Here is a 13,276-nt window from a genome sequence, read left to right on the forward strand (position 1 = left end):
GTCGATGAGGTCCGGGCAGGCGTCCATCAGGCACACGACGCGCGCGGCAATGGCCGCGGCGTTCACGCCGTCGAAGGCATAGCCCACATGCGCCTCTCTGCCCACGCAGAAAAACAGCGGCATGATCTTCCCCGTGGTGCCCGTGAACAGCACGCGATGCGGACGACTCTCCCCCGTGGTTTTCGACGTCCAGAACGCAGGCTCCCCGGAAAGCGCGGCCACAAGATCCAGCCGACGCTCCCGAATGAACGCGCACAGGCCGGAAAGCGATCCGCGCATGCCGACCGAACTTCCCTCTTCGTCGGGCACGGCCAGAAAAAGCAGGTTCACGCCCAGCTCGGCGCGATGACGGGCCATGTGCGCAAGGTACGCCATGTGAACGGCAAGCCCCGCCTTCATGTCCATGACGCCGCGGCCGAAAAGCCAGTTGCCGGAAGCCAGGTCTTCCCGGGCTTCCTCGGGAATGTCGCGTCGCCCAATCGCCGCCGTGTAGGCGTCGGCATCAAAGGCCAGATCGGCCAGATCGCCGCACACGTCCGTATCCACCACGTCGAAGTGCCCGTTCAGAAGCACCGTGCGCGAAACAGGCTCTCCGGCTTCCACAAAGGCAAGCACGGCGCGTCTTTGTAGTCCGCCCTCTTCCACGGGAAGAAAACGAAGAAATTCCGGATGGTCTCTGAAATAGTCCTCTTTGGCCAGCAGAGAAAAAATGGCGTCGGCCGCCTCATTTTCTCCCGGCGTGTGGGATACGCTCCGTATACGGACCAGCTCCTTGGTCAGGTTCAGCATTCCTTCCCGTGTAAATTCAAGCATGACGCCTCCTTTGGTTCAGGGCCGAACCTATTCCCGGCAAATTAAAAATACAAGGCCGCAGACGGGGAAATTCCCGGCAAAAAACGCCCCGCGAAAAACGCTCCGCCACCAGCACTCCCCCAAACGCGCCCGTTTCCGGCAGGATGAGCCCGTTTCTGCCGCCAGAGCCTCCCGCCCGGAAGACTCATGCCTTCGCCGAGTTCGCTCGGCAGTCTGCGTCCGCCCCGAGTTTTTTCCAGAGGTCGCGCATGCGCTTTCCACTTTCGGCGCGCACGCCGTCTTTGGCCAACGGACGCAAAAAAGGCGCGCACGGCAGAATCGTCATGCGCGCCTTCATTATTATCGGCAAAAACCAGCTCTACTTGTCAAGCAGCTCCTTGAGCGCCTGACGCAGAGGTTCGTGCAACTTCTTGTCCTGAAGGCCGAAATAAATGCCCGCGGTCAGGTAATCGACCCAGTCGCCGGCGTCGAAGCGACGGCCCTTCATCTTCACGGCGAGCATGCCCTTGTCCTTCATGTAGTCGGCCAGTGCGTCGGTCAGCTGAATTTCTCCGCCCTTGCCGGGCTTGACCTTCGCAATGTAGCTGAAAATTTCGCGCGGAAGCACATAGCGACCCACGATGGCCAGACGGGAATTCATGGAGCCGACGGCAGGCTTTTCCACCATGTCGGTGATGCGGTACACGCCTTCCTCAAGCTCCTCGCCCGCCACCATGCCGTACTTGTCGATCTTGTCGGCAGGCACTTCCATCACGCCGATGGCAGGCATGTTGTACTTTTCCGCGGTCTGCACAAGCTGCACAAGACCGGCGTTGTCGCCCACCATGAAGTCGTCGCCCACCATGACCGCAAAATAGTCTTCCTGCACTATGGATCTGGCGCACCCCACCGCATGGCCGAGTCCCAGCTGCTGCTTCTGGCGGACGGCCATGACGTCCACCATGGTGGCAGCTTCCTGCACGGCCTTGAGCTGCTCTATCTTGCCCGCCTCGGCCAGCAGTTCCTCAAGCTCGATGTTGCGGTCAAAATGATCTTCCACCACGCACTTGTGACGATTCGTCACAAAGATGACTTCCTGAACGCCGGCACGCACAGCCTCTTCCACAACGTACTGGATGACGGGCTTGTTATAGATGGGCAGCATTTCCTTGGGAATATTCTTGCTGGCGGGAAGAGAACGGGTACCCCATCCTGCAACAGGAAGAACGACCTTGCTTACTTTCATGACGACCTCACAGAACCTTGGAAAAAGCATTGACGGCTTGTGCCGTTTTCCGGAACAACGCGGAATCATCCGCTTGAAAGCATGCCCGACACGCCTGCCGTGCGGCAGGCCTCAACGCGAAAGTCATTTTTATCGCAAGAAACGCCTTCCGCTGCATTATCAATCAGATACGCGCAACATGCTCTTCTTTTGAGTCCAAACTACACTTTTTTTCCGCTTACGTCCATATGTTCATGCAAATGTAAAAAGGATGAAACAAAAATTTTTTTGCCTGTAACAAGCGCAACATATTGATGGTACGGTCCGCCCCGTCACCTCGCCTTCTTCTATTCCTTATATAAAACCATCGGAAACAGAAGACTGTTTCCGTTCGGCGGCAAAAAAGCTCGGCTTTTTCCCTGACATGCCTGACCGCAGACACGGCATGACCCCGGAAAAGAACAGCTCTTCCGGGGTCATGTTCAAAAAATTACAACTTACGGCTTCGATGCCGCAACATCAGGCATGATGATGGCCGCAGCCGCCCCGGCACAGATTGCCGGAGCCGAATTCCTGCAGTCTGCCGTCGATGTACGCCTGCAGCACTTCCTGCACGGTCAGAAAACCGGTGGCGTAAAACACCTGCATGCCCATCTGATGCATGGCGTTCAGCGGTCCCATGCCCATGCCTCCGGCAATGAGCACCTTGACGCCTTTGCCCGCCAGCGCCTGCACGGGCACAATGCAGCCGCCCTGCTCATGTCCCTCGTTGTATTCAATGGAAACGTCGAGAATCTTTCCGTCCTGAATGCGGGCCACGGTGTAGGCGTCGCAGTGGCCGAAATGCGCGCTGGGTCTGGCGTTGAGTCCGGCGGGAGCATCGGAAGGAACAGCAACAAGAACAGCTTCAGACATGGCAAATCTCCTCTCTTTTTTGAAATACGTAACAACGCGGCGTTGCGGACCAGCTGCCGACGCCCCGAACGGAACGAACCTCAGCAGGCCGTTGACGGACACGCGCTGCGCGATCCGGCTCCGCCGAGACTCCCGGCCGAACGCCTGCTGAGTCTGCTGAGTTTTCCGCGTTCCACAAACCCGGAATCCCAGGCTCTCTGTGCAGGAAAAGCTCCGGCAATGCGGACGCGGCTTCCATCCGCACGTAATTATGCTCAAATGAGCAAATAAATCTTCCCGGCATGTTCGTCAAGGGGGCAAGCACTTTTTCATGCGCTCCGCCCTCCCCAAAACGGCAACAGGGACTTTCGGCGGTCTCCTGAACCTTCCGAAAGCCCCTGCCCATCAAACGTCAGCTTCGTTCTACTCCGCAGGATTGCCCGCAGCCCTCAGGCCGTTGGCCACCACCACCAGCGCCGTGCCCACGTCGGCGAACACCGCCATCCACATGGTGGCGCACCCGGCAAAGGCCATGGCGAAGAACAGCGCCTTCACCCCCAGCGCCAGAGCAATGTTCTGCACGAGAATGGCATGCGTGGCCCGGGAAATGCGGATGAATCTCGGAATCTTGCGCAAATCGTCGTCCATGAGGGCCACGTCGGCCGTTTCCATGGCGGTGTCGGTGCCGCCGCCGGCCATGGCAAAGCCGATGTCCGCACGGGCAAGCGCGGGAGCGTCGTTGATGCCGTCGCCGGCCATACCGGTATGCCCCCAGCTCTTTTCCAGTTCCTCCACGGCACTCAGCTTGTCTTCAGGCAAAAGGCCCGCGCGAAATTCGTCCACGCCCGCCTGTTCCGCCACAACCTGCGCCACCTTTTCGTTGTCGCCCGTGAGCATGACCGTGCGCACGCCGAGCTTTTTGAGATCGCGCACCGCTTCCACGCTGCTTTCGCGGATGGTGTCGGCCACGGCGAACACCGCCACGGCCTTATGCTCGTCGGCCAGCGTCACCACGGTTCTGCCCCTGGCTTCCAGGGCCGCGGCGCTTTTCTTCAGCTCGTCGGAGGCCATGCCCTCCTGCACCATCATGCGCAGGCTGCCGAGGCTGTAGCGAACGCCGTCGATGACGCCCCGCACGCCCTGTCCGGCCACGGCTTCAAAGTCTTCCACAGGCAGAAGCGTCTTGTGTTCTTCTTCCGCCTTCTCCGCCACGGCGCGGGACACGGGATGATCCGAACGTCCAGCCAGGCTCGCCGCAAGCATGAATGCCCTGTCTTCGTCGCTGCCGCCGAGAGCCACCACGTCCGTGAGTTCCGGCTGACCGTGGGTCAGCGTTCCGGTCTTGTCGAGGGCGAGACAGCGCAGCAGACGTCCCTGTTCCAGGAACATGCCGCCCTTGACCAGAATGCCGTTTCTGGTGGCGGCCGCCATGCCGCTGACCACGCTCACCGGGGTGGAGATCACCAAGGCGCAGGGGCAGCCGATGACGAGAAGCACAAGGCCGGTGTAGATGGAATCCAGCCATTCACGGCCCATGAACAGAGGCGGAACCACGGCCGTGAGCAGCGCGAGCAGGAACACGGCGGGCGTATACCAGCGGGCAAAGTTGTCCACCATGCGCTGCATGGGCGCGCGACGGCCCTGCGCGTCTTCCACCGCATGAATGATGCGGGCAAGGGTGGTGTCCGAAGCGCCGGCCGTCACCTCAAATTCCAGCGAACCGGACGTGTTGATGGTGCCTGCAAACACGGTGTCGCCCTCGGTCTTTTCCACGGGCACGCTCTCGCCCGTGATGGGAGCCTGGTTCACCGCGGAGTGACCGGCAACGACAATGCCGTCCAGCGCTATTCTTTCGCCGGGCTTCACGCGCACGCGCCGACCGGGCTGCACCTGTCTGATGTCGAGATCCGCCCACGAGCCGTCGTTCTGCTGCACCGTGGCCGTTTCGGGAGACAGGGCCAAGAGCTTGCTGATGGCGTTGCGGGCTCTGTCGAGGGCGCGGGCTTCGATGGCTTCCGAAACGTTGAACAGCACCATGACCATGGCGGCTTCCGGGTACTGACCGATGAGCACGGCGCCCGTGACGGCCACGGACATGAGGGCGTTGATGTTGAGGTTCAGGTTGGAAACGGCCAGCCAGCCCTTGCGGTAGGTGCCGAGACCACCGAGCAGGATGGCAGCCAAGGCGAAAATCAGCGGCAGCGCACCCACCAGGGAAAACCCCTCGGCCGGATGCGCAATCACGCCCCATTCGAGCGCAAACTCCACGCCTTCGGAAAGCGCGGCGAACACGCCGGCCGCCGCCAGCTTCTTCCACGGAATGGGCGTGGATTCAAATTTGCGCGGCGCAGCTTCGCTCTTCTGGCCGATCGGCTCGGGGATCATGTCGATGGACGAAAGAGCCTCCTCGATGACCGCGGTGGAAGCAAGTTCGTGATGCACGGTGAGCACCCGCTGCATCAGATTGAATTCAAGGCCGGTAATGCCTTCCACGGACGCCAGCCTCTTGCGGATGAGCGCCTCTTCCATGGGGCAGTCCATGTTCTTGATGAGGTACACCGCCGTGGTGTCCGAGGCCGCCGCCGCGAGAGACATGTCCACGGGTTCGGGATCCTTGTGCTCATGCGAGCAGCAGCATCCATGATGCTCGTGCCCTTCGTGATCGTGTTCATGAGCATGGTCGTGGTCGTGCCCCTCGTGACGATGCTCGTGTTCCTTCTCCACCAGGGAGAAGGGACGCAGCGCAAAGTTGCTGCAGGCGCACGCGCCGTTTTCGGAATCAGGATATATGAGGTTGTCCTTCATGCTGTTTTCTCCTTGCTGAAATCAAGGTAGTGTCTATAGCAGCTATAGAGTCAACACGTTTTTTCATTTTTTTTGAAAATCTCTGTCAACTTTTTGCAACATGCTGAACATCAAGAATTTTTTGCAATCATTTCTCGCAATTGCCGAAAGAGGTCGTCCATCGCACCAAGGCGTCCGGACCACGCTCGCCTCTTGACGCAACGAATGGCATCCTTACCATGAAGGCTCCGGCACGAACAGGAAAAGGAGGACGACATGCCTTTAAAAATAGGAGAGCTTGCCAAGCGGTCAGGCTGCCAGGTCGTGACCATCCGCTACTATGAGAAGGAAGGACTGCTGCCCCCGCCGGAACGCACGGACGCCAACTATCGTCTCTACAGCGACGAAGCCGTGGAGAGGCTGCACTTCATCCGACGCTGCCGCCTGCACGGCATGAATCTTGCCGAGATACGGAATCTTCTGGCCTTCAAGGACAATCCCACGGTAAGCTGCGCCTGGATCAACGAACTCGTGGACAAGCACATTACCGACGTGGAAAAGCAGATCGCCTCGCTCCAGCATCTCAAGAAACATCTTGAAGCGCTGCGCCGCACCTGCGCGGGCGATCATGTGCAGGGCTGCGGCATCATCGACAGCCTGGATCACGGCAATCCCTGCGCCTGCTGCGAGGAAGCGCATTGCGTGCTGAACGACTATCCCGCCGCTTCCGCCGCGCCCGGGAAAAAGCCGTCGCGCGCCCGCTGAGGCCGACGTTCCGCACTTTTCTCCCGCGCCTTTCGGAGTGCGCCGCCTGCGCCCCGTCCTGTCCGCAAAAGCCCGGGCCAGCGCCTTGTCCGCGCAATACGCCCTTGCGCGCGCTGCCCGCTTGTCGTACCATTGCCCGGCCTGCGGGAAGCTCCCTTCCCGCTCAAAAGGAAGGAAAATATGAGTTTTCTCAAAGCAAGCACCAGCTTCACGCGCTTTCGCATCATTGACGACGTTCCCGCCGAACTGTGGCCCGCCATTCCCGAAAAGCTCCGTCAGTTCGCCTTCATGGACATCGACGACATCGCCGAGGAACGGGCCTTCGGCTGGACCAATTTCGACGACATGCTCGATACCGAATGGAAGCTCAGCCCGCCGGAAAAGGCCGACTACCTGACCTTTTCCCTCCGGCTCGACACGCGCCGCATTCCGCCCGCCGTGCTGCGCAAGCACACGCGCATCGCGCTGCGCGAGGAGGAGGCCCGCATCAGGGAACTGGGCAAGAAGTTCATTCCCCGCGACCGCAAAAAGGAAATCGGCGAACAGGTAAAGCTGCGCCTCATGGGACGTTTTCTGCCCATTCCCGCGGAATTCCAGGTGGTCTGGAATACCCGCACGGGCCGCGTGTATTTTGCCTCCACGCAGACGAAAATGATTGAAATGTTTCTTGAACTCTTCACCCGCAGCTTCGATCTTCGCCTCGAACAGCTCGTTCCCTGTGCGCTGGCGCTCTCCATGTTCGGCGAACAGTGCGCCGACAAGCTCGACGCCGTGGAATCCACGCACTTCATCTAACCGGGGGCATCGAACATGGCAGACATCGGCTACATCGGAGAAAACACCGATCTTGTTCTGGGGCAGGAATTTCTGACCTGGCTGTGGTTCCGCAGCGAAACCGGCAACGTGTTCCGCATGGAATCGCCGGAGCACAACGGCGAGCCCTTCACCGTGGCCATGGAACAGCGCATCGTGGTGCGCGGCGGCGAAGGCGAAAATCAGGAAACCGCCACCGTGGTGGGCTCCTTCTCGCCCCTGCGCGAGGCCAGACTCGGCCTGCTCACCGGCAAGCAGGTGGTGCGCGCCCTCGTGCGCCTGGAAAAGGACGGCATGGACTGGCAGGTGACGCTGAAGGCCGAAGATTTCAGCATCAATTCCCTGCGCACGCCGCCCATCTCGAAGGAAGACGCTTCCGAAGACCCGGACGCCGTCTTTCTGGAAAAAATGTATCTGATCGATCAGGCGCTGGACATGCTGGATGAAATGTTCCGTCAGTTCCTCAAGCTGCGCCTGACCCCGGCCTCCTGGCAGGCCGAGACCAAAGCCGTGGCCGAATGGATGCGTCACGACATAAGTCAGGGAACCATGCAGCCCGGAGCCTGACATTCACGGCCGTTTTCCGCGCACAGGCAGGAAGGCGGCCGTTTTTCCGCAAAAGCGTCCGACGAAAGGCGCTCCGCAGGCATTTTCCCGACCAGCCGCCGCAACGCACCTCGCTTTTGCACGAATTTCACAACTTCCGCTTATTGAGGAGCAGAACGCAATGAAAGACGCTCCGACTTCCGGCGGCGTCGCCGCCTCCCGCTGGCGGGCGCTCGCCGTGCGCGCCGCGCGCAAGACACTGTGGATGCTGCTGGTGCTCTGGGGCATCACGCTGGTGAGCTTTTTCGTGATTCACCTTGCGCCCGGCACCCCCACGGACATGCAGACCAGTCTGAATCCGCTGGCGGGCGACATGGTGCGCGAACGCCTGAACGCCCTCTACGGGCTGGATCGCCCGCTCTGGGAACAGTACGTGGACTGGCTCGGCAGGCTTGTCCGACTGGACTTCGGCATCTCCCTTTCCAGCGACGCGCGCCCCGTCATGGAAAAAATCATGGAACGCATGCCCCTCACCGTCGGCATGAACGTCATTTCCCTGCTGCTCACCCTGCTCATTTCCATACCCATCGGCATCGTTTCCGCGGTGCGGCGGGGCTCCCTGCTCGACCGCGCGCTCACCGTGCTGGTGTTTCTCGGCTTCGCCATGCCGAGCTTCTGGCTGGCCATGCTGCTCATGCTCTATTTCGGCATTGATCTCGGCTGGCTGCCGCTCTCCGGCCTCACCTCGCTCGACTACGCCCAGCTCTCGCCTCTGGGAAAGGCGCTGGACATCGCACGGCACCTCACCCTGCCCATTCTCGTGGGACTCGTGGGCAGCATTGCGGGCACGTCGCGCTTTCTGCGCTCCTCCATGCTTGAGGTGCTCCGGCAGGACTACATCACCACGGCCAGAGCCAAGGGCCTGCCCGCAAAGCTCGTCATAGGCAGGCACGCGCTGCGCAACGCGCTTCTGCCCGTCATCACCATGCTGGGCCTCTCCGTGCCCGGACTCATCGGCGGCAGCGTCATCATCGAAACCATCTTCGCCCTGCCCGGCCTCGGTCAGCTTTTCTACACGGCCGTCATGGCCCGCGACTACCCGCTCATCATGGGCAATCTCGTGCTCGGCGCGGTGCTTACCCTGCTCGGCAACATGCTCGCCGACGCAGGCTACGGCCTGGCCGATCCCCGCATCAGAACCTCCGCCCGTCAGGAGAACAAGGCATGAGCATCTCCCTGAAAAGACACGGTATGTTTCTCACGGGGCTGACCATCGTGCTCGTGATGAGCCTTCTTGCGCTGCTCGCGCCCTGGATAGCTCCCTTTGATCCCGCGGCCCTGAACCTCGATCAGATTCTCATGCCGCCCTCGGCCGAACACCTCCTCGGCACCGACGAACTCGGACGCGACGTATTTTCCCGCCTGCTTTACGGCGCGCGCGTATCGCTGTGGGTGGGCTTCGTCGCCGTGGGCATATCCACGGCCATCGGCATAGTGCTGGGGCTGGCTTCCGGCTACTTCGGCGGCTGGACGGACGAACTCATCATGCGCGGCGTGGACGTCATGCTCTGCTTTCCTTCGTTCTTTCTCATTCTTGCCGTCATCGCCTTTCTGGAACCGAGTCTCACCAACATCATGGTCGTCATCGGGCTCACGTCGTGGATGGGCGTGGCGCGCCTCGTCCGCGCGGAAACGCTGTCCCTGAGAGAGCGCGACTTCATTGCCGCGTCAAAGCTCGCCGGGGCTCCCACCTCCCGTCTTCTTTTCGTCCACATTCTGCCCAATGCCCTCGCGCCGGTGCTGGTTTCAGCAACGCTCGGCGTGGCGGGAGCCATTCTCGTGGAATCCTCCCTGAGCTTCCTCGGGCTCGGCGTGCAGCCTCCCGACGCAAGCTGGGGCAACATGCTCATGGACGGAAAAAATACTCTGGAAATAGCGCCCTGGCTTTCGCTCTACCCCGGCCTGGCCATCCTCATCACGGTGCTCGGCTACAACCTGCTCGGCGAAAGTCTCCGCGACATGCTGGATCCCCGACTCCGGGATCGCTGACCGGCAGCCGCGGCGCTTGTTCTTCCTCGGCGAGCGCCCCGCCCCCGAGCGGAGAATTCCCGAATCCGCAAGCGCAAGGCAAGGCGCGCCCGGCAACACGCGCGCTGCCGAAATGCCGCCAGTCCGCCCCGAACGGCCTTTCCCCAGAGCGGCAAGCAGCTTGAAGCCGGTCGCAACGCTGCGCACAACACGTGCACCAGACACAAAAAAAGCCCCCTTTCGGGGGCTTTTTCAGTCTTTTTCGTCGGCCTCGAAACAGCGCATGTCTGCATCACGCCGTTCCCTTCCTGCGGCTTCACGCCGGAAACGCCGACCTGTCATTCATCGGAAGCGAACCTTGCGGTCCTTCACGGATCCTGTCTCATGACATGTCAACACTACCAGCGACGGCCATGATCGTAATAATCATTCCGTTCCTGCTGATGGCCGTAAATGCCGCCGGCCAGGGCTCCGAGTCCACCGCCGATGAGCGCGCCCGTCGTGCCGCTGCCGCCGGTAAGAGCACTCAGGCCGCCGCCGATAAGCGCGCCGCCGGCGGCTCCGCTGAGCGCGCCCTGCTGCGTCCTGTTCATATTGGTGCAGCCCATGGAGCCGAAGGCCATAACGCCCACCAGAAGTACAACAACGGGAAGTTTCTTCATCATACTACTCCGAGAGACACTCTCACTTTTTATAGGCCGGAGCCATGAACTCATACCAGAGAACATCAAACACCGGTCGTTCCGCATCCGAGGGATGGGCGGCATACCAGTCGTCAAGATCCTTCTGAATCTGCTTCCAGTTCTGATTGCCGAAAGCCTTGATCCAGGCCGCAACAAACGGAGAAGGCTCCGTTTTCTGTCTGTCGGCCACAAGCTGTTCGATCGCCACGGTGCTCGACACACCGTAGAGGAAGGCCAGCTTTTCCGACGTGGTGGAAACCGTCCACTGTTTACCGGTAAGGTCGGCCGGGCCGGCCTTGGCCTCAAGAGCGGGAATGGTCAGGCCGCAGATCAGGAGCGCGGCGCAGGCGCACTTGAGAAAACGAACTTTCATAGGCAATTCCTCCGGCTGATAACGTATTGACGAGCCTCATATGGGTCGTCTGGGATCAGGCCTCAATCCGGGACGCGGAGCACCCGGTCTCGGAGCTCCCGGACGGGGAGCGGGTCTCGGTCCGGGTCTCACACCGGGACGCGGCGCAGGCCTGGGCCCGGGTCTGCCGGGTCTGGGGGCGGGACGGCCGGGTCTCGGCGCAGGTCTCGGTCCTGGCCGTCCGGGTCTCGGGGCAGGACGCGGGCCGGGTCTGCCCGGACGAGGGGCAGGGCGAGGACCAGGTTTGCCGGGTCTCGGAGCGGGGCGACCGGGATGAGGAGCGGGCCTGCGGGGAGGAGGCGGCGCAGCCTCAGCCTCACGAGGCAGCAACGACGCCGTCATGCCGACGGTCAGCATACTCACCAGAGAACAAAGAAAGGTACGTCTATCCATATGTTACCTCTTCCTGTGCAGACTGGACAGGATCCTTTCTAGGGTGATATCGCACAGCCCCCTGTTATGCAAGAGCCGCGCCCAAGAGTCACGCATCGGCAAAAGTGTACATATCATACTGTTTTAATAGGATATATCACTCCATTTTCCCACAGAGCCCTTTGTAACAAACTCCTTCGAAATCCTTCACTTTCCTACGTTCATGATTACCGCGAAACTATGGGAAAAGCCATGATAGAGCCCCCCGGGACGCCTCAAATTCTTGCCGAAAAATTTTTCATCGCTCTTCGGGGTACTGTTCCATGCCGCCCTGAAGCCACAGCGTGCCGGTCACATCGTCGCCCACCTGCGGCACGTAGCCTTTCAGCACGTGCTCCGCCGCGTAGAGGTAGCCACGCACCGAACGTTCCCCCGTACCGGAAAACAGTGTGAGCATGCGCAGAAAGCGCCGTCCCATGAATTCCCCCCACTCCGTGCCGAGCACCGGAACCTGAAAGGCCCACATGCTCACCACCTCCGTGGGAAACAGCATGCCCACGCCGTGCGTGGATACGCTCTCGGGCGCAAAGTCGGCCGCCTTCTTCTCCGGATGGGCGATGAGAAACGCCTTCAGGGCCTCGTCATAGGCGGGCGTTCCCTTCTGAATAGCAATATCGACATGCCGCGCCTGCTCCAGCGAAAGCGCCAGTCCGGCCATATGAAAATTCGCCCGGCTGCCGAACTGCAGCTGCGGAACATGCTGAAAGAAGCCCGCCAGAAAAAACGAAAACGGCGCGCCGGTGACCTCGGCCCTCGTGGCCACCACGCCGGATATGCCGTTGGTCCAGATGTGCGCCTGGTCAATGACGGAAGGCACGGGCAGACCTTCCAGCGCGGGGTATCCCCCCACGAAGTCCGCCTTGCCCTTGCCCTGCGTCATGACGATGTGCGAATGAATGCCGAGGCCGCCGCTCACGGGCGAAGCCAGAAGAATGACGCTGCTGCCGTCCTTGCGGTGCATGACGGGCCCCTGCGCCGAACTCTTTTCAAAAAGCTGCTGCAGCGCTTCGACGTATTCGCGGCTTCCGCCGGGGAAAAAGGCGGACCACACGTCGCCGAGGCCTTCAAAGTGTCTGCCCATGAAGGCTGAAGACGGCCCTTCGTTGTCCGGCGCGGAATCACTGGACGTGTTGTTTCTCAGGGGAGGCTGCCTGCTTGCCGTGCTGCTGCCCCTGCCGCCGAAAAGTTTGCCCAGAACTCCCATACCTTCTCCTTTTTCAATGTTCCCCGAGTCATGCGCCAGGATCGCCGCACGGACAAGTCTGTCCGGCGAGACGCCGCACTGCAAAGCAACCGTGCAAAACGCCTGCGAATCCGGCAACGCAATGACATCCCTTCCCCCGACGTGGGCCGGGGCCTTCATACTCCGGCATGCTACACGTCAGAGGAACGACGGGCAAGCTCTTTTACCGGTGATGCCGCAACGCGCGCAGACTGAGCCCCACGCCCAGGAGATTGAGCATGCCGAACAGCAGCAGCGTGTAGTGCATGGCGTGCAGGAAGAGACCGGAATTTTCATGCGTCACGGCGGTGTCGCCCATGAAAAAGCCTATCATGCAGGCCATGATGATGTGACTCATCAATCCGCCCATGGTGCGGAGGCATCCGAACAGCCCCGAAGCCACGGAAAGCTGTTCCTTGGGCACGTTGCCCAGGGTGGCCGTCATGTTTGGAGCCACAAAGAACGCGGCCCCCGTGCCGAGCGCCGCCTGACTGACCACGACCTGCCACACGGGGCTGCCCTCTCCCAGCAGCATGAGACTCAGTATGCTCAAACCGCACACCATCATGCCCGAGGTGGAAATGATGCCGGGGCGATACTTGTCGGCCATTCTTCCGGCCACGGGAGAAAACACCGTCTGACACAGACTCTGCATCATGAGGATCATGCCGGCATGGAAG

The 13,276-nt window shown here is 60.9% G+C and carries 13 protein-coding genes; 5 read left to right on the forward strand and 8 right to left on the reverse strand.

Annotation, left to right across the window (positions count from 1 at the left end; all coding sequences use genetic code 11):
• From ACZM96_RS06475 to ACZM96_RS06490, 4 genes are all read right to left on the reverse strand, one after another.
• The coding region (locus tag ACZM96_RS06475) for a M20/M25/M40 family metallo-hydrolase (protein WP_489488037.1) at positions 1-813 on the reverse strand (813 nt) is incomplete at its 3' end.
• A 358-nt stretch (positions 814-1,171) separates the two neighbouring features.
• A complete protein-coding gene (locus ACZM96_RS06480; protein WP_489488039.1) occupies positions 1,172-2,038 on the reverse strand; it encodes a UTP--glucose-1-phosphate uridylyltransferase in 867 nt (288 codons plus the stop codon).
• Positions 2,039-2,536: 498 nt separating this feature from the next.
• Positions 2,537-2,932 (reverse strand): NifB/NifX family molybdenum-iron cluster-binding protein, encoded by a 396-nt coding sequence (locus ACZM96_RS06485; protein ID WP_489488041.1) that lies wholly within the window; start codon positions 2,930-2,932, stop codon positions 2,537-2,539.
• Between the two features lie 402 nt (positions 2,933-3,334).
• Complete coding sequence (locus tag ACZM96_RS06490) at positions 3,335-5,716, reverse strand: heavy metal translocating P-type ATPase (RefSeq protein WP_489488043.1); 2,382 nt, start codon at positions 5,714-5,716, stop codon at positions 3,335-3,337.
• 255 nt (positions 5,717-5,971) lie between these two features.
• Here ACZM96_RS06490 and cadR point away from each other — a divergent pair, with 255 nt between their 5' ends.
• The 5 genes from cadR to ACZM96_RS06515 all read left to right on the forward strand — a co-directional run bounded on the left by cadR (position 5,972) and on the right by ACZM96_RS06515 (position 9,868).
• A complete protein-coding gene (gene cadR, locus ACZM96_RS06495; RefSeq protein ID WP_489488044.1) occupies positions 5,972-6,460 on the forward strand; it encodes a Cd(II)/Pb(II)-responsive transcriptional regulator in 489 nt (162 codons plus the stop codon).
• Between the two features lie 180 nt (positions 6,461-6,640).
• Positions 6,641-7,255, forward strand: a complete 615-nt coding sequence (locus tag ACZM96_RS06500; RefSeq protein WP_489488046.1) for a hypothetical protein — start codon at positions 6,641-6,643, stop codon at positions 7,253-7,255.
• 15 nt (positions 7,256-7,270) lie between these two features.
• Entirely contained in the window at positions 7,271-7,840 is a 570-nt protein-coding gene (locus tag ACZM96_RS06505; protein WP_294488419.1) for a hypothetical protein, read from the forward strand.
• 160 nt (positions 7,841-8,000) lie between these two features.
• Positions 8,001-9,047, forward strand: coding sequence for an ABC transporter permease (locus ACZM96_RS06510; protein ID WP_489488048.1), 1,047 nt, complete (start codon positions 8,001-8,003; stop codon positions 9,045-9,047).
• On the forward strand, positions 9,044-9,868 hold the full coding sequence (locus ACZM96_RS06515; protein ID WP_294488412.1) for an ABC transporter permease: 825 nt from the start codon (positions 9,044-9,046) through the stop codon (positions 9,866-9,868). The genes ACZM96_RS06510 and ACZM96_RS06515 overlap by 4 nt, the downstream gene beginning before the upstream one ends.
• A 377-nt stretch (positions 9,869-10,245) precedes the next feature.
• Here ACZM96_RS06515 and ACZM96_RS06520 read toward each other — a convergent pair whose 3' ends face one another.
• The 4 genes from ACZM96_RS06520 to ACZM96_RS06535 all read right to left on the reverse strand — a co-directional run.
• Positions 10,246-10,509, reverse strand: coding sequence for a YMGG-like glycine zipper-containing protein (locus ACZM96_RS06520; protein WP_294488501.1), 264 nt, complete (start codon positions 10,507-10,509; stop codon positions 10,246-10,248).
• Between the two features lie 22 nt (positions 10,510-10,531).
• Positions 10,532-10,903, reverse strand: coding sequence for a hypothetical protein (locus ACZM96_RS06525; protein ID WP_489488050.1), 372 nt, complete (start codon positions 10,901-10,903; stop codon positions 10,532-10,534).
• A gap of 709 nt (positions 10,904-11,612) precedes the next feature.
• Positions 11,613-12,578 (reverse strand): hypothetical protein, encoded by a 966-nt coding sequence (locus tag ACZM96_RS06530; protein ID WP_489488052.1) that lies wholly within the window; start codon positions 12,576-12,578, stop codon positions 11,613-11,615.
• A gap of 202 nt (positions 12,579-12,780) precedes the next feature.
• Positions 12,781-13,276 (reverse strand): MFS transporter (locus ACZM96_RS06535; protein ID WP_489488054.1); only part of this gene is annotated, 496 nt, incomplete at its 5' end.

This window comes from Mailhella sp. (genome assembly GCF_057866825.1).